Origin of the sequence: Methylorubrum aminovorans (assembly GCF_022179725.1) — a bacterium.
GTDB lineage: Bacteria > Pseudomonadota > Alphaproteobacteria > Rhizobiales > Beijerinckiaceae > Methylobacterium > Methylobacterium aminovorans.
Map to the genome: position 1 here is coordinate 30358 of NZ_BPRC01000017.1, position 26986 is coordinate 57343.

At 67.7% G+C, this 26986-nt stretch carries 23 protein-coding genes; 4 read left to right on the forward strand and 19 right to left on the reverse strand.

All coding sequences use genetic code 11. The features are described 5' to 3' along the window. Nucleotides 1-2: 2 nt before the first annotated feature. Together MFF24_RS19675 and MFF24_RS19680 are read right to left on the reverse strand one after the other, a co-directional pair. Nucleotides 3-716: an XdhC family protein gene (locus tag MFF24_RS19675; protein ID WP_238226627.1), complete on the reverse strand. Its 714-nt coding sequence runs from the start codon at nt 714-716 to the stop codon at nt 3-5. Between the two features lie 64 nt (nt 717-780). Continuing rightward, a complete protein-coding gene (locus tag MFF24_RS19680) occupies nt 781-1104 on the reverse strand; it encodes an XdhC family protein (RefSeq protein ID WP_108938985.1) in 324 nt (107 codons plus the stop codon). Between the two features lie 169 nt (nt 1105-1273). Between MFF24_RS19680 and MFF24_RS19685 the strand changes: the two genes are divergently transcribed. Then, nucleotides 1274-2386 carry a branched-chain amino acid ABC transporter substrate-binding protein gene (locus MFF24_RS19685; RefSeq protein WP_308445608.1) on the forward strand — a complete coding sequence of 371 codons (1113 nt, stop codon included), beginning with the start codon at nt 1274-1276 and terminating at the stop codon, nt 2384-2386. A gap of 324 nt (nt 2387-2710) precedes the next feature. Next, on the forward strand, nt 2711-2986 hold the full coding sequence (gene infA / locus MFF24_RS19690; protein WP_003600463.1) for a translation initiation factor IF-1: 276 nt from the start codon (nt 2711-2713) through the stop codon (nt 2984-2986). A 77-nt stretch (nt 2987-3063) separates the two neighbouring features. On the opposite strand, the gene parC is transcribed toward infA, so the two are convergent. Both parC and recO read right to left on the reverse strand, forming a co-directional pair. Further along, nucleotides 3064-5310, reverse strand: a complete 2247-nt coding sequence (gene parC, locus MFF24_RS19695; protein ID WP_238226631.1) for a DNA topoisomerase IV subunit A — start codon at nt 5308-5310, stop codon at nt 3064-3066. A gap of 117 nt (nt 5311-5427) precedes the next feature. Beyond that, a complete protein-coding gene (gene recO / locus MFF24_RS19700) occupies nt 5428-6171 on the reverse strand; it encodes a DNA repair protein RecO (RefSeq protein WP_238226633.1) in 744 nt (247 codons plus the stop codon). Between the two features lie 127 nt (nt 6172-6298). Here recO and MFF24_RS19705 point away from each other — a divergent pair, with 127 nt between their 5' ends. Together MFF24_RS19705 and MFF24_RS19710 are read left to right on the forward strand one after the other, a co-directional pair. Then, entirely contained in the window at nt 6299-6691 is a 393-nt protein-coding gene (locus MFF24_RS19705; RefSeq protein ID WP_238226635.1) for a hypothetical protein, read from the forward strand. A 44-nt stretch (nt 6692-6735) separates the two neighbouring features. Beyond that, nucleotides 6736-7431, forward strand: a complete 696-nt coding sequence (locus MFF24_RS19710) for a gamma-glutamylcyclotransferase (protein WP_238226636.1) — start codon at nt 6736-6738, stop codon at nt 7429-7431. A gap of 106 nt (nt 7432-7537) precedes the next feature. Here the strand turns inward: MFF24_RS19710 and MFF24_RS19715 are convergent, their stop codons facing one another. From MFF24_RS19715 to nuoI, 15 genes are all read right to left on the reverse strand, one after another. Continuing rightward, entirely contained in the window at nt 7538-8323 is a 786-nt protein-coding gene (locus MFF24_RS19715; RefSeq protein WP_133091291.1) for a lytic murein transglycosylase, read from the reverse strand. A gap of 237 nt (nt 8324-8560) precedes the next feature. Then, the gene (gene dnaE, locus MFF24_RS19720; RefSeq protein WP_238226638.1) at nt 8561-12079 is read right to left on the reverse strand and encodes a DNA polymerase III subunit alpha; all 3519 of its coding nucleotides are present in this window, start codon (nt 12077-12079) and stop codon (nt 8561-8563) included. 614 nt (nt 12080-12693) lie between these two features. Continuing rightward, nucleotides 12694-13404 (reverse strand): ABC transporter ATP-binding protein, encoded by a 711-nt coding sequence (locus tag MFF24_RS19725; RefSeq protein WP_166058638.1) that lies wholly within the window; start codon nt 13402-13404, stop codon nt 12694-12696. Between the two features lie 14 nt (nt 13405-13418). Continuing rightward, entirely contained in the window at nt 13419-14738 is a 1320-nt protein-coding gene (locus MFF24_RS19730) for a lipoprotein-releasing ABC transporter permease subunit (protein ID WP_133091289.1), read from the reverse strand. Between the two features lie 12 nt (nt 14739-14750). Further along, nucleotides 14751-16076, reverse strand: coding sequence for a proline--tRNA ligase (gene proS / locus MFF24_RS19735; protein ID WP_238226711.1), 1326 nt, complete (start codon nt 16074-16076; stop codon nt 14751-14753). 474 nt (nt 16077-16550) lie between these two features. Further along, a complete protein-coding gene (locus tag MFF24_RS19740) occupies nt 16551-16889 on the reverse strand; it encodes a DUF1467 family protein (RefSeq protein WP_238226640.1) in 339 nt (112 codons plus the stop codon). 68 nt (nt 16890-16957) lie between these two features. After that, a complete protein-coding gene (gene mce, locus MFF24_RS19745; protein WP_017486707.1) occupies nt 16958-17362 on the reverse strand; it encodes a methylmalonyl-CoA epimerase in 405 nt (134 codons plus the stop codon). A gap of 136 nt (nt 17363-17498) precedes the next feature. Continuing rightward, on the reverse strand, nt 17499-19172 hold the full coding sequence (locus MFF24_RS19750; protein ID WP_238226642.1) for a ribonuclease J: 1674 nt from the start codon (nt 19170-19172) through the stop codon (nt 17499-17501). 19 nt (nt 19173-19191) lie between these two features. Beyond that, nucleotides 19192-20085 (reverse strand): biotin--[acetyl-CoA-carboxylase] ligase, encoded by an 894-nt coding sequence (locus MFF24_RS19755; RefSeq protein WP_238226643.1) that lies wholly within the window; start codon nt 20083-20085, stop codon nt 19192-19194. Between the two features lie 5 nt (nt 20086-20090). Beyond that, on the reverse strand, nt 20091-21530 hold the full coding sequence (gene nuoN / locus MFF24_RS19760; RefSeq protein ID WP_238226645.1) for an NADH-quinone oxidoreductase subunit NuoN: 1440 nt from the start codon (nt 21528-21530) through the stop codon (nt 20091-20093). Beyond that, a complete protein-coding gene (locus tag MFF24_RS19765) occupies nt 21527-23110 on the reverse strand; it encodes an NADH-quinone oxidoreductase subunit M (RefSeq protein ID WP_238226647.1) in 1584 nt (527 codons plus the stop codon). Before MFF24_RS19765 ends, nuoN begins: the two co-directional genes overlap by 4 nt. Continuing rightward, nucleotides 23110-25215 (reverse strand): NADH-quinone oxidoreductase subunit L, encoded by a 2106-nt coding sequence (gene nuoL, locus MFF24_RS19770; protein WP_108939000.1) that lies wholly within the window; start codon nt 25213-25215, stop codon nt 23110-23112. Before nuoL ends, MFF24_RS19765 begins: the two co-directional genes overlap by 1 nt. 62 nt (nt 25216-25277) lie before the next feature. Beyond that, nucleotides 25278-25583 (reverse strand): NADH-quinone oxidoreductase subunit NuoK, encoded by a 306-nt coding sequence (gene nuoK, locus MFF24_RS19775; protein ID WP_003598182.1) that lies wholly within the window; start codon nt 25581-25583, stop codon nt 25278-25280. A gap of 5 nt (nt 25584-25588) precedes the next feature. Continuing rightward, nucleotides 25589-26209 (reverse strand): NADH-quinone oxidoreductase subunit J, encoded by a 621-nt coding sequence (locus MFF24_RS19780; protein WP_238226650.1) that lies wholly within the window; start codon nt 26207-26209, stop codon nt 25589-25591. 201 nt (nt 26210-26410) lie between these two features. Then, a complete protein-coding gene (gene nuoI / locus MFF24_RS19785) occupies nt 26411-26899 on the reverse strand; it encodes an NADH-quinone oxidoreductase subunit NuoI (protein WP_108939002.1) in 489 nt (162 codons plus the stop codon). Nucleotides 26900-26986: the final 87 nt, after the last annotated feature.

Consider the following 26986-nt stretch of genomic DNA (forward strand, 5'->3'; position numbering starts at 1 on the left):
TCTCAGCGCCCCGCCGCGTTGCGGTCGTCGATGCGGCCCTTGCGCAGGGTCGTGACAAGCTGGGCGAGGATCGACAGCGCGATCTCGGCCGGCGAGACCGCGCCGATATCGAGCCCGATCGGCGCATGAATCTGGCCGATCGCCGCCTCGTCGAACCCCGCCTCCCTGAGGCGCTCCACGCGCCGCGCGTGGGTCTTTCGCGATCCCAGCGCTCCGATATAGGCGCAGTCCGCCCGCAGCGCCGCCATGAGCGCGGTGTCGTCGATCTTGGGATCGTGCGTCAGCGCGGCCAGTGCCGTGTAGGCGTCGAGCGGGCCGATCTCGCGAAGGGCCTCGTCCGGCCAGGCGACGATCAGGCGCACGCCTGGAAAGCGCTCCGGGCTGGCGAAGGCGGTGCGCGGATCGATCACTGTGAGGTCGAGGCCGAGCTGGCTCACGAGCGGCACCAGCGCCTGGGAGATGTGCACCGCGCCGACCACGACGAAGCGCACCGGCGGCGCGTGGACGGCGACGAAGACGGAGCGCCCGTCCGGCCCCTCGCCGAGGCCGCTCCTGCCGATGCGCAGGCGCTCGCGCAGCAGGGGTCCCAGCGGGTCGGCATCGATCTCGGCGGCGCGTACGAGGCGCTGTCCGCCATCCTCTGGATCAGTGACGATCAGGGCCGGGCGGCGCGCCGCGCGCTCCGCATTGAGGGCCGACAGGGTGTCGAGGCGCATGGGGTCTATCGCTCGATGCGAAATGGGCCGTCGCTCACGATGGGAGCAGGGGCCTTTGAAAAAATCAGTCGATGCGTTCGACAAAGACGCGGATGCGGCCGCCGCAGGAGAGGCCGGCCCGCCACGCGGTCTCGTCGGCGACGCCGAACTCCAGGGTGCGGGGACGCCCGTTCTCGATCACGTCGAGCGCCTCGGTGATGACCTCGCCCTCGACGCAGCCGCCGGAGACCGAGCCGAGAAAGCGGCTATCACCGTCGATGACGAGGTGGCTGCCGACCGGGCGGGGCGCCGAGCCCCAGGTCTCGATCACGGTGGCGAGCGCGACCGCGCGCCCCTCGCGCCGCCAGCCCTCGGCGGCGCGCAGGATATCGTCCTCGGTGGAGAGCATGGGCTTCCCGTCCTGAATAGCGCGGTTCCGCCGCCCCCGACCGTCCCGTCAAGGGAGAGGTAGGCGTGCCGACCGGTTTCGCAATGCGGCCAACGGCGGTGCTTGCCAGGTCCGCGGGCGGACCGCATCAAGGTCCGGAGATTTTATGGCAGCCGGATGGGGGCGTGGTGTGATGAAGCGGAGCGCGTGGGCAATCCTTCTCACCGTCGCGCTCGCGGGCCCCCTCGCGGCCGCCGAACCGCTGAAGATTGGGCTCGCTGCCCCCTTGAGTGGCCCCGATGCCGGGTTCGGCCAGGGCGCGCGGCTCGGCGCCGAGCAGGCGGTGGCCGAGATCAACCGCGCGGGCGGGGTGTTGGGCCGCAAGCTTCAGCTCGTGGTGCAGGACGATGCCGCCGACCCGAAACAGGCGGCGGCGGTCGCCCGCCGGTTTGCGGCAAGCGGCGTGCGCTTCGTCATCGGCCCGCTGACCTCGGGCGCCAGCGCCGCGGCGAGCACGGTCTTCGAGGAGGCCGGCATCGTCTCGGTCACACCGGGGGCGACCTGGGCGCCGCTGACCCGCCGCGGCGCTGGCTTGCTGTTCCGGCTCTCCGGCAGCGACGCGCAGCAGGGGGCGCTCGGCGGCACGCTGCTCGCCGAGCGGTTCCGCGGCAAGTCGGTCGCCATCGTCCACGACAAGACCAGCTTCGGCCGCGGTCTCGCCGACGAGGCCGCGCGCGCCCTCAAAGCCCGCGGTGGGGGGGAACGCCTGTTCGAGGGCGTCTCCCGCGACGACCGCGAGACCTCGGCACTCGTCGCCAAGCTGCGGGCGCTCGGAATCGAGGCGATCTATTTCGGCGGCCTCTCAGTGCCGGCCGCAAGCCTGATCCGGACGATGCGCGAGGCTGGCCTGACGACGGTGGTGATCGGCAGCGACGGTCTGCTCGACAAGGAGTTTTCGCAAGTCCCCGGCGCCGAGGGCACGCTGATGACGGTCCCGGCCGCCCCGCCCCGCCTGCCCGAGCCGAAGGGCACGAGAACGCCGCGGGGCCCGGAGGCCGATCTGTTCGCCGGCCCGGCCTACGCGGCGGTGGAGGTGGTGCGGCAGGGGATCGAAGCGGCACGCTCGGCCGAGCCGGCGCGGGTCGCGGCCGCCCTGCATGGCGGTGCGCCTCTCCGGACGGTGCTCGGCGAGGTGGCGTTCGACGCCGGCGGCGATCTCGTAAAACCGCCCTTCACCGTGTTCGCGTGGCGCCGGCTCCCCGACGGCCGGCTCGACTTTGCCGGCAACGAAGTCTCGCCTTGAGGCCGTTCAAGGCCAGCGGGATCGCGAAACCCACCGGAGGTTGAGGCTAAGCGGCCCTTTCGCGGCAGATATTCTTGCACAAACTGCCTCAGACGCTTAAGTCGCAGGCTTGGTGCCCTTCGCGAAACGCCCGTCGTGCCGCTTGCTCGGCCGAAGGGGGGACTCCCCGATCCGGGAGTTTCGCGAAAGGCGCCCGACGCCCGGCATCGCTGACGCCTCTCGTCCCGAGCGGATCGGACCCGCAGCGCCGCGCGTTTCGCACAATAGACCGATTTTGGATTTGCCGGAGCGCCCCGTGCAGGCAGCCCGGCCGGAGACAGGTGCATGGCGAAAGAGGAATTGATGCAGTTCGACGGCTTGGTCGTCGAGATCCTGCCGGACGCGCGCTACCGGGTGCAGCTCGACCAAGGCCACGAGATCGTCGCCTACACGGCCGGCAAGATGAAGAAGAACCGCATCAAGACCCTGGCCGGCGACCGCGTCACCGTCGAGATGTCCCCCTACGACCTCGAAAAGGGCCGCCTCGTGTTCCGTCACAAGGACGAGCGCTCCGGTCCGCGTCCGCCCCAGCGCGGCGGCCAGCAGTTCCGCCGGCGCTAAGAGCGGCGAACAGTCCTTCGTTCGATTAAGCCTGTTGAGCGGCGCCCCATAGGGCACCGCCCAAAAGTCCCAGAAAACTACTTCCCGAACCGCTCGAACTTTGGGAAGCTGCGGGTCATCAGCGTGCCGGCATCGGAGCGGTGGCCCATCCACTTCTCCAGCATCGCGCTTTGAGCGAGCCGCGCCTGGCCCGAGCCATCGCGCCAGGGCAGGCCCTCGGCCAGGGTGAAGACGCAGGCATCCGCGAGTTGGCTCTGGCGGCAGCGCTGCAGGCGCACGCCCTTGCCGCGACCGAGCTCCGTCACCTCGGAGGCCGGGAAGACCAGCATCAGCTTGTCGGAGGAACAGACGGCGATGTGATCGCCCTCGGCCGGCACCAGCAGCACCGCGCTCGCCCCCTCGTCGAGGCCGAGGATCGCCTTGCCCTTGCGGGTGTTGGCGACCAGCGCGTCGGACGGCGCGATGAAGCCGCGCCCGTCCGAGCCGGCGATCAGCAGCTTGCTCTCCGGCTTGTAGGGCAGAGCCGCCACGATCTCGGTGCCGTCGTCCAGATCGACCATCAGCCGTACCGGATCCCCGAATCCGCGCCCGCCGGGCAGCTTCGAGGCTTCGAGGGTGAAGACCTTGCCGTTCGAGGCGAGCAGCAGGATTTTTGCCGTCGTCTCGCTGAGGAAGGAGACCTTCAGGGTGTCGTCGCCCTTGAAGGCCACACCCGACAGTTCGGTCACGTGCCCCTTGAGCGCGCGGATCCAGCCCTTCTCGGACAGGATCACGGTGATCGGTTCGCGCTCGACCATGGCGGCGGTGAAGTCGATGCCGGCGGTGTCCGGCGGGTTTTCCAGGGTGGTGCGACGCTTTCCGAGTTTCGTCTCCGGCCCGAACGTCTTCTTCACCGCGCGGATCTGCTTGGTGATCTCCGTCCACTGGAGCTTCTCGGAGCCGAGCAGCGCCTCGATCCCCTCCTTCTCCTTGGTGAGCTCTTCGAACTCGCGCTTCAGCTCCATCTCTTCGAGCTTCCGGAGCGAGCGCAGGCGGGTGTCGAGAATGGCGTTGGCCTGAAGCTCGGTGAGTTCGAACCGGGCCATCAGGGCGGCCTTCGGCTCGTCCTCCTCGCGGATGATGCGGATCACCTCGTCGAGATCGAGATAGACGATGAGCAGGCCGCCGAGGATTTCGAGGCGCCGCTCGATCTGGCCGAGGCGGTAGCTCGAGCGGCGCTGCAGCACGACGCGGCGGTGATCGACCCACTCGCGCAGGCATTCGGCCAGCCCGATGACGCGGGGCACGACGCCGCCGACCAGCACGTTGAGATTGAGCGGGACCCGCGCCTCCAGCTCCGAGAGCCGGAACAGCGACTCCATCAGCATCACCGGATCGACCGAGCGCGAGCGCGGCTCCAGCACCACCCGCACGTCCTCGGCCGACTCGTCGCGCACGTCGGCGAGCAACGGCAGTTTCTTCTCCTGGAGAAGGTCGGCAAGCTTCTCGATGAGGCGGGCCTTCGGCACGCCGTAGGGAATCTCGGTGACGACGATGTTCCAGGTGCCGCGCCCCTGCTCCTCCTTGGCCCAGCGTGCGCGCACGCGGAAACCGCCGCGGCCGGTGCGGTAGGCCTCGCGGATGGTCTCAGGGCTATCGATCAGGATGCCGCCGGTCGGAAAGTCCGGCCCCTGCACAAAGGTGCAGAGCTGCTCGGAGGTCGCCTCGCGGTTCTGGATCAGGTAGAGCGCCGCGTCGCAGAGCTCGGCGGCGTTGTGCGGCGGAATCGAGGTCGCCATGCCGACCGCAATGCCTTGGCTGCCGTTGGCCAGAAGGTTCGGGAAGGCCGCAGGCAGGACGACGGGCTCCTCCTTCTCGCCGTTGTAGGAGGCGCGGAAATCGACCGTGTCCTCATCAATCCCGTCGAGCAGCAGCCGGGCGACCTCGGTGAGCCGCGCCTCGGTGTAGCGGTAGGCGGCCGGACCGTCGCCGTCGATATTGCCGAAATTGCCTTGACCATCGACCAGCGGGTAGCGCTGGGCGAAGTCCTGGCTGAGGCGCACGAGCGCGTCGTAGATCGCCTGATCGCCGTGGGGGTGGAAGTCACCCATCACGTCGCCGACGATCTTCGCGCATTTCTTGAATGCCGAGGTCGGGTCGAGCCGCAGCAGGCGCATGCCGTAGAGGATGCGCCGGTGCACGGGCTTGAGACCGTCACGGGCATCGGGCAGCGCGCGCTGCATGATCGTGGAGAGCGCGTAGGCGTAGTAGCGCTCCTCCAGCGCTGTCTTCAGCTCGACGCTCTCGATGCCGTCGCCCGGCGGCGGCAGGACGGGCTGGCCCATCACTCACTCCACATCGTCAATTTTCGTCCGAGGGCCGACCTTGCGCCGCCCCCGCCCCGCGAACCATCAAAATGAGTCGCGGCACCTCTCGACTTAGTTTGGAACATAACACGAACATCAGCGATCCTGGCCAGTGCCGAGTGCGACGAATCGTGCCCGCTCCTCCGGCGTGTCCTGCGCCCGCGGGCGCCAGACATGCTGATCGAGGAAATAGCCCGTCAAGGTAAACCCCTCCCGAACGTCGCCGGCGTCGGGCGTGCGCCAGCCGCTGCCGGGCTGGTCGCGATTGCGCAGGAAGGGCGGCAAAGCGAGCAGGCGATCGCGAAACGGCTCGCCGGCCGAGGCGCTGACCGCGCGCCCGCTCTTCGGGGACACGTAGACCAGGGCGTCGTTGGCGCCTGTGGCCGCGCAGTGGGACAGGTCGAGACCGAAGCCGAGCCCCGCGAGCAGGGCGAGCTCGAACCGCACCATCAGCGCGGGCGCGATCTCGGGATCGTCGAGATGGCCGATCAGCACCTGCGCCGCCGCGTAGAGGTCCGGATGTGGATCGCGCTCAGGGAGAAGCCGCAGCAGCGCGGAGAGATGCGCGACACCGTAGAGCGCCAGCCCCGAATCCATCAGCCGCGAGGCGTTCATGTTCAGCGGCTCGACGGCGTAGGAGCCGAGCGCCCCGTCGAGCCGCGCCCGCCACGTGGCGCGCAGGGTGTTGCCGGGCTGGAGCATCGGCTGCATCCGCCGCGAGCGCCCGCCATGGACGAGCCCGAGATGGCGCCCGTGCTCCGGCGTCATCAATTCGAGCACGATTCCGGTCTCGCCATGCTTGCGCAGGCCGATCACGAGGCCTTCGTCGGTCCATTGCATGGGGGAGAGATAAGCATTTTTCTGCTCGGCGCGAGCGCAGCGGCGAGGGCCGGCCTCCAACGATGGGTGGCCCGTTTCGCGCTCTGCGCGAAACCGCTACGCTTTTCCCGCAACGGGAGATTCGGCGATGATCGGGCGGCGCAGCGGGGTGGTGCTGGCGATAATCTTCGCGGTCGGCGGCTGCACCGCGACCACCGCCTCGCCCCTACCTTCTGGCGCAACCGGCACGCTGCGTGAGCGGATCGCCGGGCTCGCCCGCCAGCAGATCGCCTTCGGCTCGGTCTCGCTGATCCCGGTGCGGTTCTCGCATAGCCGGATCGCCGGCCCGTTCGAGGATGGCGGTCGCCAACTCACCTGCGTCTCGACCCGGATGAGCGGCCGCACCTTCGGCAAGCCGGAGCGACCGAAGCTCGTGGTGCGGGAGGAGGCCGGCGGCCTCACCGTCCTGCGCGACGAGGAAGAGGTGTGCGAGGGACACCGCAGCGAACCGTTTCCGGAGCTGGACACGCCGGGGGGCTGAAGGGGGTTGCACGCGCGCCCCCCAAAATGGTCCCTTCCGGCGCGATGGCTCCCCGTCCCCTGTCTCTCTCCCTCGACCTGATCGCCCGTGCCCATCCCGACACCGTTCCCGACGACCCGAATGCGCTGACGCTGCTCCCGGACGAAGATCTTTCGCCCGAACTCGACGCGATGCTGGCGCGCCGCGCCTCGTCCGAGAGCGGCCTCTGGGTGTTCGCCTACGGCTCGCTGCTGTGGAGCCCGGAATTCGGCTTCACCGAGCAGCGCCTCGGCCGCCTGCGGGGCTGGCACCGCCGGTTCTGCCTGCTGCAGCGGCGGTTTCGCGGCACGCCGGAGAAGCCGGGCTTCGTGCTCGGGCTCGACCGGGGCGGGACCTGCCGCGGCGTCGCCTTCCGCCTAGACGAGACCGACCCGCACGCGACCCTGATGCCGGTCTGGCGGCGGGAGATGAAGGGCAAGGGCTACGAGGGGCGCTGGGTCAGGGTAGAGACCGCGGCCGGGCCGGTCACGGCGCTGACCTTCATGGTGAACCGGCAGAGCGACCGCTACGCCGGCCGCCTCTCCGATGAAGAGATCGCGGACAAGATCGCGTCGGCCTGCGGGCATCTGGGCCCGAGCGCCGAATATCTGTTCCGCACCGTGGAGGCCTGCGCCCGGCTCGGCATCCACGACCGGCACCTGTGGTCGCTCCAGGCGCTCGTGGCCGAGCGCCTGCGGGACGGGCGCGCCGCCTGCGGGTAGCCCTCCGTCATCGCGAGGCGGAGCCGAAGCCGTCCAGGGCGCCGCCCGATCCGGAACGGTCTCGTCCTCGACGGCTTCGCGCCGCTCGCCGTGACGGCGAGACGGACTACTGCCCGTCGATCCGGGCGCCGAGGAGCGCGATGGCGCGCTGGTAGACGCCGGCCGCGTTCCAGCCCTGGATCGCAGCGAAGTTCGGCTCGCCGGGCTGGTAGCCCGCGCCGCGCTGCCAGCCATGTCCCTTGAGGAAGTTCGCCGTGGAGTTCAGCGCGACCGGGGCGCTGTCGAGGCTGCCGCCGACGCCGTAGGTCAGGACGTTCTTCGGCAGGAACTGAGTGTGACCGACCTCGCCATGGGCCGCGCCGCGGGTGGCGGAGGTCAGCACGCCGCTGTCGACGAGCTTGAGCGCGGCGTAGAGCTGGTCGGTGAAGAAGGCCGAGCGGCGGCAATCATAGGCCAGGGTCGCGACCGCCGAGAGCGTGTTGACGTTGCCCTTCACGGCGCCGAACCCGGTCTCCATGCCCCAGATCGCCAGAAGCGGGCCCGGCGGCACGCCGTAGCGCTGCTCGATCGAGGCGAACAGCGCCGCGTTCTGCGCCTTCAGGGCGCGCCCGCGCGAGACGATGGTGTTGCCGCCGCGCTTGGCCAGGAACTGATCGAGCGAGAGCTTGAAGCTCTTCTGGCCGCGATCGGCCGAGATGGTGGCGGTAGAGTAGGAGGTGTTGGCGAGTGCTGCCAGCGCCGCCGGGCTCGCCCGGCCCTTGGCCTCGGCGATGAACTCGTCCTTCCAGGCCTCGAAGCCGGCAGCATTGTTGCCGCACTGCGCCGCCTGCGCCGTGCCGGCGAGCCCCATCAGGGCGGCCACCGCCACCATTCTCAAACCGTGTCCGGTCATCCCACACTCCATCAGGCAGCGGCCTGCTCGGCGCCGCGGCAATCGTAGGGCTTCAGCCGCTCCGCAGAGCCGAGCGCGTTCCACTCATGGGAACGCACGCCCGATCTCCGACTTGGCCGAACCATACCTTGGCAGAATCACCGAGCTGTGGCGGTGGTGAGGCACGAAGGGAACTGTCACACCCCTATTTCGCGGACGTGATCGGTTTGGTTACCGGAGGGTTTGGCCGGCCGGGCCTCAGTTCACCTCGACCTGCACCACGCCCGGCACGGCGCGCAGCGCGCCCGCGACCTGCGGGGTGGCCTGATAGCGGTCCTTCAGGCGGACCTCGACTTCACGCTCGCCGCCGTCGAGGATCAGGATCAGCGAGACCTCGCCCTCGCCGCGCAGGGTCAGGCGCTGCTGGACCGAACTCAAGGCGCGGTCGTCGCGCAGGAAGATGCGCATGCCCTTCTGGTGGCGGGCCGCGGCCTGATCGAGGGGCTCGGCGGTGGTGATGCGGGCGCGCACATCCTCGCCCTCGAGGTTCGCCTGAATCGTCAGCACCAGCGGCCGGCCGGGTTCGAGGATGTCGCGGTACTGGTTCAGCCCCTCTGAGAAGATGATCGCCTCGAAGTGGCCGGTCTGGTCCGAGAGGATGACGATGCCGAGTTTGTTGCCGCTCTTGGTGCGCCGCTCGGAGCGGTCGAGCACCGAGGCGGCGATCCGCCCGACACTGGCCGTGCCCGCCCGCACCGCCCGGCAGAAATCCGCCCAGGACTGAACCCGCAGCTTCTGCAGGATCGGCCCATACTCATCGAGCGGATGGCCCGAGAGGAAGAAGCCGATGGCGTCGCACTCGCGCTTGAGCTTGTCGGTATGAGTCCAGAACTCGTGCGGCGGGATGCGAAGCGCCACGTCGGCGGAGGCGACGCCGCCGAACATGTCGGTGATGCCGGAGGTCTCGGCCTCAGCCGCGCCTTGGGCCATCTTCATCATCGGCTCGACCGCGGCCCAGGCCCGCGCCCGGTCGGGCTCGATGCAGTCGAGGGCACCCGCCGCGATCAGGTTCTCCAGTGTGCGCTTGTTGACGTGGCGCGGGTTGAGGCGCCGAGCGAAGCAGGCGAGATCCTTGAACGGCTTGTCGCCGCGAGCTTGGACGATCGACTCCACCGCCGAGCGGCCGACGCCCTTGATCGCGGCGAGCGCGTAGAGGATGCGCCCCTCCTTGACGTCGAAGACGACGCCCGAGGTGTTCACGGAAGGGGGCTCGACGGTGATCTTGAGGCGCTGCGCGTCCTGGCGGAATTCGGCGAGCTTGTCGGTATTGTCGATGTCGAGCGTCATGGCCGCGGCCAGGAACTCGACCGGATGGTTCGCCTTCAGATAGGCGGTCTGGTAGGTCACGAGCGCGTAGGCCGCCGCGTGGGACTTGTTGAAGCCGTAATCGGCGAACTTGGCCAAAAGATCGAAGATCTCGTTGGCCTTCGCCTGAGGGATTCCACTCTCCAGGCAGCCCTTCACGAAGCGGTCGCGCTGGGCGTCCATCTCCGCCTTGATCTTCTTGCCCATGGCGCGGCGGAGCATGTCGGCCTCGCCCAGCGTGTAGCCGGCCAGAACCTTCGCGACCTCCATCACCTGCTCTTGGTAGACGATGATGCCGAAGGTCTCCCGCAGGATCGGCTCCAGCATCGGGTGCGGATACCAGCTCGCCTCGTTGCCGGCGTCGCGCCCGAGCTTGCGCTCGCAATAGACCGGGATGTTGGCCATCGGGCCCGGCCGGTAGAGTGCCACCAGCGCGATGATGTCCTCCAAGCGGTCGGCCTGCATCTCGCACAGCGCCTTGCGCATGCCGGCGGATTCCACCTGGAACACCGCCACCGTCTCGCCGCGCCCCATCGGCTCGTAGGTTTTCGGGTCGTCGAGCGGGATTTGGGCGAGATCGACCTCGATGCCGCGCTGCTTCAGCAAGTCGGTGCAGCACCGCAGCATGGTGAGGGTCTTGAGCCCCAGGAAGTCGAATTTGACGAGGCCGGCCTGCTCGACCCACTTCATGTTGAACTGGGTCACCCGCATGCCCGTCTTCGGGTCTCGGTAGAGCGGCACCAGTTCTTCGAGGGGGCGGTCGCCGATCACCACGCCGGCGGCGTGGGTCGAGGCGTGGCGGTGCAGGCCCTCCAGCTTCTTCGAGATCTCGATGAGGCGGGCGACGATCGGCTCCTCCTCGATCGCCTGCTGCAGCTTGGGCTCACCCTCGATGGCTTGCGCCAGCGTCACGGGGTTGGCCGGGTTCTGCGGCACGAGCTTGGTCAGCTTGTCGACCTGCCCGTAGGGCATCTCCAGCACGCGGCCGACGTCACGCAGCACGCCGCGGGCGAGCAGGGTGCCGAAGGTGATGATCTGCCCGACCTGCCGCTCGCCGTAGCGCTGCTGCACGTAGCGGATCACGCGCTCGCGGCCCTCGACGCAGAAATCGATGTCGAAGTCCGGCATCGAGACGCGCTCGGGGTTGAGGAAGCGCTCGAACAGCAGGCCGAAGCGAAGGGGATCAAGGTCGGTGATGAGGAGCGACCACGCCACCAGCGAGCCCGCGCCGGAGCCGCGGCCAGGACCGACGGGAATGTCGTGGTCCTTGGCCCACTTGATGAAGTCGGAGACGATCAGAAAGTAGCCCGGGAACTTCATCTTGACGATGACGTCGAGCTCGAACTTCAGCCGTGCGCGATAATCTTCTTCCGTGAAACCCGGCGCGGTGCCGTGCTGCTTCAGGCGCAACTCCAGCCCGGCCTCGGCTTGGCGGCACAGCTCCGTCGGCTCGTCGGCGGCCACCGCCTGGACCGGAGCGTCGGCCGCTTCGGCCAGCACCTCGGCCATGGGCGGGGCCTCGCCCGCGGCGACGCTGGCGAAATTCGGCAGGATGGGTTTGCGGGTGCGCGCCCGAACGGCGCAGCGCATGGCGATCTCGACGGAGGCCGCGAGCGCGTCCGGAAGATCGCGGAACAGCTCCATCATCGCGGCGCGCGTGGTGAAGGCGTGGCGCGGCGTCAGCCGGCGGCGGCGCTCGTCGGAGACGAGTCGGCCGTCCGCAATGGCGAGCAGGGCGTCGTGGGCGTCGTAATCGCCGGGCTTGGCGAAGAATGGCTCATTGGTGGCGACGATGCCGAGGCCGTTGCCGTCGGCGAGCCGCAGCAGCTCGCGCTCGACGGCCGGGCCGTCGTCGAGGCCGTGGCGCTGGATCTCGACGTAGAGGCGCTCCTCGCCGAACGCCTCCTTCAGCACCTCCAAGCGCCGTGCCGCCTGATCGACGCGGCCGGCGCGCAGGCTGGTGTCGAGCGGCCCCGTGAGGCCGCCGGTCAGCCCGATCAGCCCATCGACATTCCCCTCGAGCGCCGAGACGGCGAGATTGGGGGCGGCGCCGAGCGGGCCGTCGAAATGGGCCCGGCTGCCGAGCCGCAGCAGGTTGCCGTAGCCGGTCTCGTCCTGGGCGAGCAGCACGATGTTCGCGCAACCGGCCTGCGGCATGCGCGCCATCGGGTCGGGCGCTTCGAAACAGACCGTGAGCTGAAGGCCCGCGATCGGCTGGATGCCGGTGCCCGCGGCCTTCTCCGAGAATTCCAGCGCGCCGAACAGGTTGTTGGTGTCGGTGAGCGCCAGCGCGGGCTGCCGGTCGGCGGCGGCCGCCTTCACGAGGTCGGCGACCTTCACGCCGCCTTCGAGCAGCGAGTAGGACGAATGAACGTGGAGGTGGACGAAACCGACTTCTTTGAGCGTGGCCATAAGGGACCCTGTCTGGAGCCCCCTTAAGATCGCCGCTCAAGCCCTTCCGAGTCTGTCACCGACGCGCCGCACCGGGGCCGATATCCACCGTTCTTCGAGCCCGACACCCTTCGCCTGTTTGGCGGGAGGCGGAATCGGACCGCCTGACGCCGTTTCCTGTGAGCAACGTCTCAGGGAGAGGAACAAAACACGCTCAGACGCGAGACATTAATGGATCGGCGCCAAGGCTACCGCCCAGAGCGCAACGGCTCCGAAGAGCAGGCCGAAGGCGGTGAACTCGACAACGCTGGTAAGGAACACGCGCTTGGTCATGGCTTCCACTCCGTGTTGATGGAGTGATTTTTGTTCCTGTTTTGTTCTGTGTAAAGCCTGGGGATGCGCCAACGCGGCGGAATGGTGAACGATGTGTTGCCGGCGCCACGGCGAGGCTGCAGGCAAGCGCGTCCGACCATCACCCGCCGAATGACTCGGTTCGATTCCTGCCGCGTCGCCTGCCGAGTGCGAGGCGGAGCCGAAGCAATCGAGGGGCTGACCTCTTCGAAGACGCCGCGTGCCCGGACCGCCTCAGGGGCGCTCGTGATGAGGGCCGAGGAGCGAGCCCGAAGCGCTCGCCGCTAACCCAACTGCTCGATCATCCCGTCGCGGATGGTCACCCGCCGGTCCATGCGCGCAGCGAGTTCCATGTTGTGGGTCGCGATCAGCGCCGCGAGGCCAGAGGCGCGCACGAGCTGGAGCAGGATGCTGAAGACGCGGCCCGAGGTCTGCGGGTCAAGATTGCCGGTCGGCTCGTCGGCCAGCAGCAGGCGGGGGCCATTGGCGACGGCGCGGGCGATGGCAACGCGCTGCTGCTCTCCCCCTGAGAGTTCGGCCGGGCGGTGCGGCAGGCGGTCCTTGAGGCCGAGGAAGCTCAGGAGTTCGGCGGCGCGCGCCTCCGCTTCCTTGCGGGCGAGCCCGCGGATGAGCTGGGGCAGCACCACGTTCTCCAGCGCCGAGAACTCCGGCAGCAGGTGGTGGAACTGGTAGACGAAGCCCATCTCCTCGCGCCGCAGGCGGGTGCGCTCGCCATCCGACATGCCCGCCGTCGGCTGGCCGCCGATATAGACCTCGCCACCATCCGGCCGCTCCAAGAGGCCGGCGATGTGGAGCAGGGTCGATTTGCCAGCCCCCGAGGGGGCCACCAGGGCGACCAGCTCGCCGGGCCAGATCGCGAGATCGGTGCCGCGCAGGATTTCGAGCGCGCCCTCGCCCTGCCGGTAGCGGCGCTGGACGCCCGCGAAAAACAGGGCCGGCACGGGCTGAGCGCCGCCGGCATTCGTCTGAGCCATATCGGGGCGTTCCGTCAGCCGTAGCGCAGGGCCTGCACCGGATCGAGCCGGGCGGCGCGCCAGGAGGGATAGAGGGTCGCCGCCAGGGACAGCAGCACCGAGGTGACCACGATGATGACGACCTCGTTCGTGTTCATCTCGGCCGGGATCTCGGCGAGGAAGCGCACGGTCGGGTCCCAGGCGGTGGGAAACAGGGTGCGCTGGATCGGCTTGATGTTGAGGGTGAACAGCACCCCGCCAATGAGGCCGATCGCCGTGCCGACGAGGCCGATCAGCGCCCCGTTGATGAGGAAGACCCGCATGATCGTGCCCGGCGTCGCCCCCATCGTGCGCAGGATCGCGATGTCCGAGGACTTGTCGCGCACGAGCAGGATGAGCCCCGAGATGATGTTGAGGGTCGCCACGATGACGATGAGGTTGAGGATCAGGAACATCACGTTCCGCTCCACCTCCAGGGCACCGAAGAAGGTGCGGTTGGTCTGGCGCCAGTCGGTCAGAAGGATCGGGCGCTCGGCCGCCATCTCCAGGGGCTCGCGCATCTCGCCGACCGCATCGGCATTGTCGATGTAGATCTCGATGACGCTGACGTCACCGTCGCGGTTGAAGAAGGCCTGTGCCTCGGCGAGCGGCATGAAGGCCATGGTGGTATCGAAATCCGTCACCCCGATCTCGAAGATCGCCTTGACGGTGTAGGCCTTGGTGCGCGGCGCGGTGCCGAAGGGCGTGCTCGCCCCCTTCGGCGTCGAGAGGGTGACCTGATCGCCCGCCTGAAGGCCGAGGGAATCGGCGAGCCTTTTGCCGAGCGCGATCCCCTCGCCGCTGTCGAAGCCCTCCAGCGTGCCGCTCTTGATCGCGCCGGAGACCGCCGGGATCTTCGGCAGGTCGGACTCTCGCACGCCGCGCACGAGCACGCCGGAGCCGCCATAGGGGGAGGAGGCGAAGGCCTGCCCCTGCACCATCGGCACCACGGCGCGCACGCCCGCGACCTTCTCCAGCCGGTCGGAGAGATCGACGTAGTCGGTGAAGAGGCGGTCGATCGGCGCGGCGAAGACGTGGCCGTTCAGCCCGATGATCTTGGAGCGCAGTTCCGAGCGGAAGCCGTTCATCACCGAGAGCACGATGATGAGGGTGGCGACCCCGACCGCGATACCGAGCACCGAGAACAGGGCGACCACCGAGACGCCGCCGCCCCGGCGGCGCGCCCGCAGGTAGCGGCCGGCGATGATCCACTCGAACCCGGCGAAGGGCGGCGTGGACGCGCTCGCGCGGGCGTTCTTCAGCCTTGTCAGGACGCCCTTCAAGGAGACGCCAGCCTTACCCAACGCGAGCGCCATCGCGGCCGGTCCTCAGACGCGACGGATGCGAGCGGGAAGATCGACGGGGTCGACGGTCTCGCGCTCCCCGCTGGCGCGGCGCTTCAGCTCGATCTTGCCCTCGGCCAGCCCCTTCGGGCCGACGATCACCTGCCAGGGCAGGCCGATGAGATCCGCGGTGGCGAACTTGGCGCCCGGCCGCTCGTCGCGGTCGTCGTAGAGCACGGAAAGGCCGGTCGTCTCCAGCGCCGCCTGGATCTCGGCGCAGGCGCCGTCGCAGGCGGCATCGCCAACCTTGAGGTTGATCAGCGCCACGTCGAAGGGGGCGATGGCGTCCGGCCAGATGATGCCGGCCTCGTCGTGGCTCGCCTCGATGGTGGCCGCAACGAGCCGGCTCGGACCGATGCCGTAGGAGCCCATATGGACCGGCCGCTCCTGGCCGTCGGGGCCGGTGACGACCGCCTTCATCGGCGTCGAGTACTTGGTGCCGAAATAGAAGATGTGGCCGACCTCGATGCCGCGGGCGGAGAGGCGCGCGGTCTCCGGCACCTCGGCGAAGACCGCCTCGTCGTGCATCTCGTCAGTGGCGGCGTAGTGCGAGGTCCAGGCATCGACCACGCCCTGCAAGCCCGCCACGTCGTCGAAATCGACGGACGGCGGCGGCACCGGCATGTCGAGATAGGCGCGGTCGCAGAAGACCTCGCTCTCACCGGTCTTGGCCAGGATGATGAACTCGTGGCTGAGATCACCGCCGATGGGACCCGTGTCGGCGCGCATCGGAATGGCTCGAAGGCCGAGCCTCTCGAAGGTGCGGAGATAGGAGACGAAGACCTTGTTGTAGGAGTGGCGCGCGGCGGCCTGATCGAGGTCGAAGGAGTAGCCGTCCTTCATCAGGAACTCGCGCGAGCGCATGGTGCCGAAGCGCGGGCGCACCTCGTCGCGGAACTTCCACGAGATCTGATAGAGGTTCTTGGGCAGATCCTTGTAGGAGCGCGCGCTGGCGCGAAAGATCTCGGTGACGACCTCCTCAGCCGTCGGCCCGTAGAGCAACTCGCGCTCGTGGCGATCCTTCAGCCGCAGCATCTCCTTGCCGTAGGCCTCGTAGCGGCCGGATTCGCGCCAGAGATCGGCCGCCTGGATCGTCGGCATCAGGATCTCGATGGCGCCCGCACGGTCCTGCTCGGCGCGGATCACGTCGCAGACCTTGTTGAGGACGCGCAGGCCCAGCGGCAGCCACGCGTAGATGCCGGCGGCCTCCTGGCGGATCATGCCGGCGCGCAGCATCAGGCGGTGAGAGATGATCTCCGCTTCCTTGGGCGTCTCGCGCAGGATCGGCAGGAAGTAGCGAGAGAGACGCATCATTCGACCTTGGAAGCGGGCAGGCGCAGCCGGAGAGGAGCTAGGCCAGCGTGCGAGGGCACACAACACATTGCCCCCGCAAAACACAAGCGCGCTGCGAACACAGGATCGGATGGCAATGAGGCGGAAGGAAGCCGGCGAAGCGCCGTTGGGCCGCCGCGTCGGTCGGCTGAAGAGGCGGTTTGCCGCGCTCCTTGCAAAAAAGCGCTGCGAACCGTCTCTCCCCTGATGACACCGGGAAATCTTCTTCCTATAAGCAGCGCCGTGATGGTCGCAGCCCACGAGGCAGCGCACGGTCCGGGTCTTGGGAGGAACAATCAGCCAACGCGCCGCAAGCAATGCGCGATATAATCTAGGCTGAAAAATACTTTGGTTTTAAAAGCAAGGCCTTGTGCCTTGCTTTTTGTTTTTGAACTGCGGCTCTTCTCGTGCCCGGCGAGATCTTCGGCTCGGGGCGTCCGTGGCCTTTCGCGACTACAGGCGGGCGAGCGGGAAGATCAACAAAGCTGTGAAGAAGGCGAGAGCGGCCAGGACGGTCGTCAGCAGCGCCTTCTCGCGCAGGCGCGGGCTCGCGGGCGCCCCCGGATCCTGGCCCGGCACCAGCCGCTGCGGATCGGCCTCGGCGGCATTGCCCAGGGGCAGGATCGCGAACAGGAAGGTCCACCACAGGACGAAGTAGAGCGCCAGCGCGCCGAACACCGTCAGCTCGAACCCCTTCACGGCCACGGTGGCGAACAGCGCGACCAGCACCGCAACCGTCAGGAGGGTCAGCGGCGTCGAGGCGGTGAGGGTACGAAGAGGCGAATGGGTCATCGTTTTCGAACAATCATGCAGCGGCCGGGCCGGGGCCCGACCGAAGGAGGCGGACCGGAGGCGGTCGCTCAGACCTGCTCCAGTTCCACCAGCGTGCCCAGGAAATCCTTGGGGTGGAGGAAGATCACCGGCTTGCCGTGGGCGCCGATCTTCGGCTCGCCGGTGCCGAGCACGCGGGCGCCGGCTGCTTTCATCTGGTCGCGGGCAGCGATGATGTCCTCGACCTCGTAGCAGACGTGGTGGATGCCGCCGGCCGGGTTCTTGTCGACGAAGCCCTGGATGGTCGAGTTCTCGCCGAGCGGCGACATCAGCTCGACCTTGCTGTTGGGCAGTTCCACGAACACCACCGTCACGCCGTGCTCCGGCTGCGGAAGCGGCTCGGTCACCTTGGCGCCGAGCGTGTCGCGGTAGACCGCGGTCGCCGCGTCGAGATCCTTCACCGCGATGGCGACGTGATTGAGCCGTCCGATCATGTCTTCTGCCTCCCTACGCTGATCCCGTCATTGCGAGCGGCAGCGAAGCAATCCAGCGGCGCGCCATCTCCAAATGATGCGGAGCGCTGGATTGCTTCGGCTTTGCCTCGCAATGACCGGACGTGTCTTTAGTTTATCACACCTCCACCACCTGCACGTGGCAGGCGGGCTTCTTGCCCCAGGCCTCGTTGACGGCGGAGCGCACAGCGCGGTCGACCGCAATCTCCACGGCCTCCGAGTCCTTCATCTTGCCGCGCGACAGGCCGTTGATGGTCCGATTGACCGTATCGACCACGGTGTCGAGCAACGGCTCGCCGCTCCGGCCGCGATTGGGCAGGCCCATGATGTCCACCGCCGGATCGCCGGCCATCTCGCCGCGCTCGTCGATGGCGAGCGCCACCGAGACGATGCCGGCCTGCGAGAGCTTACGCCGCTCGGGGATCGCCCGGTCCTTGGAGTCGATCAGGACATTGCCGTCCTTGTAGAGGCGTCCGGCGCGGACATGCTCGACCACCTCCGGCGTGCCCGGCGCGAGGCGGACCACCGCGCCGTTGCGGGCCTTGATCACCGACTCAACGCCCTGCGAACGGGCGAAACGCGCGTGCTCGTCGAGATGCAGCGCCTCGCCGTGAACCGGCACGACCGCCTTCGGCCGGGTCCAGGAATACATCGCCACCATCTCCTCGCGGCGGGGATGCCCGGAGACGTGGACGAGTTCGGTGCGGTCGGTGATGACCTCGATGCCATCCTCGATCAGGTCGTTGATGATGGCCCCGACATCGCGCTCGTTGCCGGGGATGGCGCGCGAGGAGAAGATCACCCGGTCGCCCGCCGTCAGCGAGATCGCCGGATGGTCGTGGCGCGACACCCGCGACATGGCCGCCCGCGGCTCGCCCTGCGAGCCGGTGAGCAGGCAGACCACCTTGTCGCGCGGGATGTGTGAGAAGGAATCCGCTGAGAGGAAGTCCGGCAATCCGTCGAGGTAGCCGCATTCGCGGGCGACATCGATGACCCGATCCATGGCGCGCCCGACGGCGATCACCTGACGGCCGCAAGCCTGGGCGGCTTCGGCCACGGCACGGATGCGCGCGACGTTGGAGGCGAAGGTCGTTACCGCCACGCGATGCGGCGCGTTCTCGATCAGCTTGCGCAGCGTCGCGGAGACCTCGGACTCGCTCGGCGAGCGGCCCTCGCGCAGGACGTTGGTGGAATCGCAGACCATCGCCAGGATGCCCTCGTCGCCCAGAGCCGTGAAGGCTTCCGGCGAGGTCGTATCGCCGGCCACAGGCGTGTCGTCGAGCTTCCAGTCACCGGTATGCAGCACGAGGCCGTGCTCGGTGCGGATCGCCACCGCGTTCGACTCGGGAATCGAGTGGGCCACCGGCACGAATTCGATCTCGAACGGACCGACGGTGACACGCCGACCCGGCTTGATCTCGCGCAGATCCACCTTCGGCGCGCCGGGCTCGGAGAGACGACGTGTCTCCAGAAGCTGCTTGGCGAAGCGCGTGGCGTAGACCGGCGCCTTGATGCGCGGCCACAGCTCAGAGATTGCGCCGATATGGTCCTCGTGCGCGTGGGTGATGAAGATGCCGAGGAGGTCCTTCTTGCGCTCCTCGATGAAGGTGAGGTCCGGGAACATCAGGTCGACGCCCGGCAGCCCTTCCTCGCCGGCGAAGCCCATCCCGCAATCGACCATGATCCATTTGCGCTGCCGCTCGGGTCCGATCCCGTAGAGGCCTGCATTCATGCCGATCTCGCCCACGCCGCCGAGCGGCACGAAGACGAGTTCGTCTTGCCGTGTCGTCATCTTGTCCGTCTATCCAGTCTCAGGCCGCCGTCGCGGCACTTCCGAAATGCACCTCGCCCGCCGTCACGGTTCGTCGGGTTCCATCCGGGGCGAGGATCACGAGCCGCCCCCCCTCGTCGATCGTTTCAAACATGCCCGTCAGCGTGGCCTCGGCCATGCGAACCGACACGGGGGCCCCTACCCCCGCCGCGCGCTCAAGCCACCGCCGCCGGATATTCGAGAATCCGCGCCCCTTGTTCCAGATCCGGACGGCTTCGACAAATCGTTCCGACAGGAATTCGAGCAGCATCGGCGCATCCGCCGCGGAAAACGCCGAGAGCGCAGCCGCCGGATAGGGCAAACCCTCGGGTGTTGCCGCGATATTCACACCGAAGCCGACCACGACTGCCCGTCGCCCACCCGGCAGCGTCTCGGCCTCCAGCAGGATGCCGGCGAGCTTTTGGCCGTCAGCGAGGACGTCGTTCGGCCATTTCAGATGGATGGCGGCGTGTGAGGGAGCAATGCCCTGCGGCGCCAGCGCATCCCCTCTCTCCGCATGCGGGGAGAGGGCTTCGACGACGACGAGGTCGTCACGACCCTCTCCCTGCCTACGGGGAGAGGGGGCTGAACGGCAGGCGTCGCGCAAAGCGTCTACGAGTGCGCAACCGGCGACGAACCCCAGGGTTGCCACCACCTCCGGCGCAACACCCGCCACCGGCAGCAACAGGCTCGCGGCGAGGTTGCCGTCCGGTGAGGTCCAGGCATTGCCGCGGCGGCCGCGGCCGGCTTCCTGGCGTTGGGCCGTGACCCAGAGCGGCCCCGCTTCGCCGCCATGGGCGAGGCGCATCGCCTCACTGTTGGTCGAATCGAGCCGGTCGTGGCTGTGAAGCCGGTATCCCTCGGACCGGGCTGCCTGACTTAAGCGGAACTGCATCCGCCTCAGAACAGCGCCTTCGCCGCGTCACCCGCCGCGGCGACCAGCGGGGCCGGGACGAGGAAGAACAGCACGACGACGGCGCTCGACACGCCGAGCACGATGGCCGAGCCCGGCGGGATCCGCTCGTAGGGCGCCTTGGCCTCGTCGAAGTACATCACCTTGACGAGACGCAGGTAGTAGAAGGCACCGACCACCGAGGTCACCACGCCGACGACGGCGAGCGTCACCAGCCCTTCCTTAATCGCGGCGGCGAAGACGTAGAACTTCGCGAAGAACCCGGCGAGCGGCGGGATGCCGGCCAGCGAGAACATCATCGCGGCGAGGCAGAAGGCCAGCCACGGATGCGTGCGCGAGAGGCCCGAGAGATCGTCGACTGTCTCGAACATCTTGTCCTTGCGGCGCAGCGACAGCAGCACCGCGAAGGCGCCGAGCGTCATGGCGAGGTAGATCACCATGTAGATGATCACGCCGCGGATGCCCTCCTCCGAGCCGGCCGCCAAGCCGATCAGCGCGTAGCCGACATTGCCGATCGAGGAATAGGCCATCAGGCGCTTGATGTTGCGCTGGCCGATGGCGGCGAAGGATCCGAGCGCCATCGAGGCGATCGAGACGAACACGATGATCTGCTGCCAGACGGCCGTCACGTCGGGGAAGGCGCCGATGAAGACGCGCACCGTCATCGCCATGGCGGCGATCTTCGGGGCGGAGCCGAAGAAGGCGGTGACCGGCGTCGGCGAGCCCTCGTAGACGTCCGGCGTCCACATGTGGAACGGCACCGCCGCCAGTTTGAAGGCGACGCCGGCGGCCACGAACACGATGCCGAGCACGATGCCGAAGCTCGTCGCGCCGTTGAGCGCCGTGACGATGCCGGGGAACGAAACGGTGCCGGTGAAGCCGTAGACCAGCGAGGCGCCGTAGAGCAGCATGCCGGAGGAGAGCGCGCCGAGCACGAAGTACTTCAGGCCGGCTTCCGTGGACTTCACGTCGTCGCGGTGGAAGGCGGCGATGACGTAGGCGGCGAGCGATTGCAGTTCCAGCCCGAGATAGAGCGAGATCAAGTCGTTGGCCGAGGCCATCACCATCATGCCGATGGTGCAGAGCACGATCAGGATCGGATACTCGAACCGGTCGATGCGCTCGCGCTGGAAGTAGTCGCGCGAGAGCAGGATCGTCGCCGCCGAGCCGATCAGGATCAGCGCCTTCATCACCCGCGCGAACGGGTCGGCGATGAAGGCGCCATTCAGCGTCGTCACGTTGCCCGTCTGCGAGACGACGAGGAAGAAGGTGAAGATCAGGAGGATCAGCGCGCCGACATTGACGCCCTCGGACGAGCGCTCGCCGCGCCACGCCCCGTAGAGCACGAGCAGCAAAGCGCCGACGCTCAGGACGATCTCCGGCAGGACCGGTGTGATCGCCGGCAGGACGGACTGGATCGGGGTCATCGCGCGGCGGCCTCGACGGTTTTCTGGGACTCAGGTCCAGCCATGTTCTCGGCCGCCGCGAGCTTCGCCGCTCTGGCGGCGGCCTCGGCGGTCTGCGTGTTGGCGAGTGCGCCGCGCATGTTCTGCACCAGCGCCTCGGTGGAGGGCGCGAAGGTGTCGAGCACGGGGGCCGGATGCACGCCGTACCAGATCGTCAGCGCGACGAGCGGCGCGATGATGATTTTCTCGCGCGTGTCGAGATCGAGGATGCCCTGGAGGTTGGGCTTGTCGAGCTTCCCGTAAATCACCCGGGCATAGAGCCACAGCGCGTAGCCCGCCGAGAGGATGATGCCGAAGACCGAGAAGAAGGCGACCGTCGGGTTGGCCTTGAAGGCACCCATCATCGCCAGGAACTCGCCGACGAAGCCGGACGTGCCGGGCAGGCCGACATTGGCCATGGTGAACACCATCATCGCGGCGGCGTAGAGCGGCATCCGCTTCACGAGGCCGCCGTAGGCCGCGATTTCGCGGGTGTGCATCCGGTCGTAGACGACGCCGACGCAGAGGAAGAGCGCGCCCGAGACGATGCCGTGCGAGATCATCAGGAACAGCGCGCCCTGGATGCCCTGCTCGTTCAGGGTGAACAGGCCGAGCGTCACGAAGCCCATATGCGCCACCGACGAGTAGGCGATCAGCTTCTTGATGTCGGTCTGCATCATCGCGGTGAGCGAAGTGAAGATGATCGCGATCACCGAGAGCGCGAAGACCAGAGGCGCGAACGCGGCCGATGCGTCCGGCAGCATCGGCAGCGAGATCCGAATGAAGCCGTAGCCGCCCATCTTCAGCAGGATGCCAGCCAGGATCACCGAGCCCGCGGTCGGCGCCTCGACGTGGGCGTCGGGGAGCCAGGTATGGACCGGCCACATCGGCATCTTCACCGCGAACGAGGCGAAGAAGGCGAGCCACAGCCACCACTGCATCCCGACGGGGAAGCGGTGCTGGAGGAGCGTCGGGATGTCGGTGGTGCCGGCCTCCCAGTACATCGCCATGATGGCGAGCAGCATCAGCACGGAGCCGAGCAGGGTGTAGAGGAAGAACTTGAAGCTCGCGTAGATGCGCCGCTTGCCGCCCCAGATGCCGATGATGAGGAACATCGGGATCAGACCTGCCTCGAAGAACAGGTAGAACAGCACGAGGTCGAGGGCGCAGAACACGCCGATCATCGTCGTTTCCAGCACCAGGAAGGCGACGAAGTACTCCTTGACCCGGTTCTCGACCGACAACCACGAGGCCCCAATGCAGAACGGCATCAGGAAGGTGGTCAGCAGGATCAACGGCATCGAGAAGCCGTCGACGCCGAGCTTGAACCGGATCGTCTCGGCAAGCCACGCATGGCTCTCGACGAGCTGGAAGCTCGGCGACGCGATGTCGTAGCGGGCCCAGGCGGCCAGCGAGAGCAGGAAGGTGACGATCGTGGTGATCAGCGCGGCCCAGCGGGCGTTGCGCTTCACCGCCGCCGTCTCCTCACCCAGGGTCAGGATGAAGGCGGCGCCCGCGAGCGGAACGATCAGAAGCCCGGAGAGAATACCGAGGCCGAGCATCAGTGGGTCCCCCCAGGCACGCCGGAGACGAGGTACCACGTGATCAGGCCGGCGACCCCGACGAGCATCACGAAGGCGTAGTGGTAGACGTAGCCGGTCTGGAGGCGGACCACGCCGCGGGTGATGTCCACGACCCGGGCCGAGATGCCGTTCGGGCCCAGCCCGTCGATGATGCGGCCGTCACCCTCCTTCCAGAGGAACAGGCCGAAGTTCTTGGCCGGACGGACGAAGATCCGGTCGTAGATCTCGTCGAAGTACCACTTGTTGAGCAGGAAGCGGTACAGGATCGGCTGCGATTCCGCGAGGCGGTGCGGCAGATCAGGCCGGCGCAGATACATCCAGAAGGCCAGGAGGAAGCCGAGCACCAGCATCACGAAGGGCGAGGCGGCGACCCAACCCGGCGCATCGTGGATCTTGTGCATGATGTCGTTGCCGGACCCGTGCGGGAGCGCATTGCCCCAGAACTTGTCCATGTCGTGCCCGATGAAGCGCTCCTTGAAGATCAGGCCGGCGAACAGGGCGCCGAAAGCCAGGATCGCGAGCGGGATCGTCATCACGAGCGGGCTCTCGTGCGGCGTATGGGCATGATCGTCGTGATGCTCGATCGCGCTGTGCGAAGCGGGCTCGATGTCGTGACCCTTGTCATCGTGGGCGACGCCCTCGTGATGCCCCGGCGCACCGTCGGCTTGGTGGGCGGAGGCCGCGTGCGCATGATCATGCGCGGCGTGATCGTCGTGACCGTGGGCGCCGTGCGTCACCCAGCGCTGCGGTCCCTCGAAGGTGAGGAAGAACAGGCGCCAGGAGTAGAACGAGGTCATCAGCGCGGCGATCACGGTGGCGAGGAACGCCAGCACGTGGCCGGGGCGGTCCGACATGTAGGCCGCCTCGATGATCGCGTCCTTGGAGTAGTAGCCGGAGGTGAAGGGGAAGCCGATCAGCGCAATCGTGCCGATCGTCATCATCGCCGTGGTGAAGGGGATGTAGCGGCGCAAGCCGCCCATGTTCCGCATGTCCTGCTCGTGGTGCATCGCGTGGATGACCGAGCCGGCGCCGAGGAACAGCAGCGCCTTGAAGAAGGCGTGGGTGAAGAGGTGGAACACGCCGGTGGCGTAGGCGCCGACGCCGAGGCCGACGAACATGTAGCCGAGCTGCGAGCAGGTCGAGTAGGCGATGACCCGCTTGATGTCGTTCTGCACGAGGCCGACGGTGGCTGCGAAGAAGGCGGTGATGCCGCCGATGACGGTGACGACGGTGAGCGCGGTCGGGGCCAGCTCGAACAGCGGCGACAGGCGCGCGACCATGAACACACCGGCGGTGACCATGGTGGCGGCGTGGATCAGCGCGGAGACCGGGGTCGGCCCCTCCATCGCGTCGGGGAGCCAAGTGTGCAGCAGGAACTGCGCCGACTTGCCCATCGCGCCCATGAACAGCAGCAGGCAGGCCAGCGTCAGAGCGTGCCAGTCATGGCCGAGGAAGTGGAAGGTCGCGTCCTTCAGCTCCGGGGCTTTCGCGAAGATCGCGTCGAAGCCGACGGAGCCCGTCAGGACGAACACCAGGAAGATGCCGAGCGAGAAGCCGAAATCGCCGACGCGGTTGACGATGAAGGCCTTCATCGCCGCCGCATTCGCCGAGGGTTTCTCGTACCAGAAGCCGATCAGCAGGTAGGAGGCGAGGCCGACGCCCTCCCAGCCGAAGAACATCTGCACGAGGTTGTCGGCCGTCACCAGCATCAGCATGGCGAAGGTGAACAGCGACAGGTAGGCGAAGAAGCGCGGGCGGTGCGGATCCTCGTGCATGTAGCCGATGGAGTAGAGGTGCACGAGGGTCGAGACCGAGGTCACGACCACCAGCATCACTGCAGTCAGCGTGTCGACTTTGAAGGCCCAATCGACCACGAGGTCGCCGGCGCTGAACCATTGCGCAACCGGCACGGTCTCGGCGCGGCCATCGCCGGTGACGAGGAAGAAGGCGCCCCAGGAGAGCAGCGCCGCGAAGGCGAGGCAGCCCGTCGTCACGAGCTCGCTCATCCGCGCGCCGATGTACCGGCCGAACAGGCCGGCGATCAGGGCGCCGATGAGCGGGAAGAAGACGATCGCGTGATACATGGGTCGGTCGTGCCTCGCAGCAGGCGGACGAAGGGGACGGGGCTCTCTTTGGGTAAGGAGCGTCAGCCCTTCATCATGCTCACGTCCTCGACGGCGATGGAGCCGCGGTTGCGGAAGAACACCACCAGGATCGCCAGACCGATCGCGGCCTCGGCCGCGGCCACCGTCAGCACGAACAGGGCGAAGACCTGTCCGGTGATGTCGTTGAGGTGGGTCGAGAAGGCGACGAGGTTGATGTTCACGGCGAGCAGGATCAGCTCGACCGACATCAGGATGACGATGACGTTCTTGCGGTTGATGAAGATGCCGAGCACGCCGAGCGTGAACAGGATCGCGGCAACCGTCAGGTAGTGGCTCAATCCGATCATCGGCCTCAGACCTCCACGCCCCGCCGCGAGGGCACCTTGATGGTATCGACCGCCATCGCCTGCGTGCGGGCGTTCTGCACGGCGATGTCCTGGCGCTTCACGCCGGTGCGCTCGCGCAGGGTCAGCACGATGGCGCCGATCATCGCCACCAGCAGGATCAGGCCGGCGATCTGGAAGGCGTAGACGTAGTCCGTGTAGAGCACGCGCCCGAGCGCCTCGGTGTTGGTGGCGGTCTCGCCATGGGCGGCCCGTCCCAGCGGCGCCTGCACGAGGCCCGGATCGATGGTCCAGGTGCCGACGACGAGGAGCAGCTCGATCAGGAAGATCGCGCCGATCAAACCGCCGATCGGCAGGTAGCGCTGGAAGCCCTGGCGGAGCGCGGCGAAGTCCACGTCGAGCATCATCACGACGAAGAGGAACAAGACCGCGACGGCGCCGACATAGACGACGACGAGGATCATCGCCAGGAACTCGGCGCCCATCAGCACGAACAGCCCGGCGGCGTTCACGAAGGCGAGGATCAGGAACAGCACCGAGGTGACGGGGTTCCTGGCAGCGATCACCATGAAGCCCGAGGCTACGGCGAAGCCTGCGAAGAGATAGAAGAAGGCGGCGGCTGCGGTCATGCGATTTTCAGCATCGGCCGCCCCAGCGAGCGGCTCCCTTCTGCCTCGGTGGACCCTCGGCCGCAGACGGCGGCCCGTCTAGCGCGTCCAGGATGACGCGCTAGGCTCCTGTTTCCGCATCGTCTTTTTCGAAAGCCGGAAGCCGCCTTTCGGGACGATGCTCTATAGAACTGGGCTGTGCGACGCACAACCGGCGGCGGACTAGCGGTAGGGCGCGTCCATCGCGATATTGCGGGCGATCTCGCGCTCCCAGCGGTCGCCGTTCTCGAGAAGCTTCTGCTTGTCGTAGAGCAGCTCCTCGCGGGTCTCGACCGAGAATTCGAAGTTCGGCCCCTCAACGATGGCATCCACCGGGCAGGCCTCCTGGCACATGCCGCAATAGATGCACTTCACCATGTCGATGTCGTAGCGCGTGGTGCGCCGCGTGCCGTCGTTGCGGCGCGGGCCGGCCTCGATGGTGATGGCCTGGGCCGGGCAGATCGCCTCGCAAAGCTTGCAGGCGATGCAGCGCTCCTCGCCGTTGGGATAGCGGCGTAGCGCGTGCTCGCCGCGGAAGCGCGGTCCGCGATGGCCCATCTCGAAGGGATAGTTGATCGTAGCCTTCGGCTTGAAGAAGTATTTCATGGCGAGGAAGAACCCCGACACGAACTCCTTCAGGAGGAGGCTTCTGGCGACCTGATCGAGCTTCACGGCGCGATCTCCGATTCTCTGGAAGCATTCCCGAGCGAGGTGGTTACCGGCTCGCGCGCAGGAAATGCGACATCAGAAGGGTTGCGA